This is a genomic window from Acinetobacter sp. AL9 (genome assembly GCF_041464035.1).
GTDB lineage: Bacteria > Pseudomonadota > Gammaproteobacteria > Pseudomonadales > Moraxellaceae > Acinetobacter > Acinetobacter towneri.
The window spans coordinates 1-328 of the sequence record NZ_JAYFSK010000199.1 but is presented as its reverse complement, the minus strand read 5'-3'; the positions used below and the strand labels follow the sequence as shown (position 1 = coordinate 328).

Here is a 328-nt window from a genome sequence, read left to right as displayed (position 1 = left end):
TTTGCAGCGACGATGGTGTCTAGAGCTGTTTGAGCATTTTGAGAAGTTGCTTCTTTATTGGCATCTGCATATGCAGCGGCTTGAGCATCAGTAAGCCCAGCAGCTTTCGCTTTAGCCACAAGAGCAACACGGTTCGCTTCGATGGCAGCAGCTTTGTTTGCAGCGACGATGGTGTCTAGAGCTGTTTGAGCATTTTGAGAAGTTGCTTCTTTATTGGCATCTGCATATGCAGCGGCTTGAGCATCAGTAAGCCCAGCAGCTTTCGCTTTAGCCACAAGAGCAACACGGTTCGCTTCGATGGCAGCAGCTTTGTTTGCAGCGACGATGG

The 328-nt window shown here is 49.7% G+C and carries 1 pseudogene; it reads right to left on the bottom strand.

Going from position 1 to position 328, the window contains the following annotated elements:
* Positions 1-328: pseudogene (locus tag ACEO2X_RS14315) on the bottom strand (hypothetical protein); the annotation flags it as partial.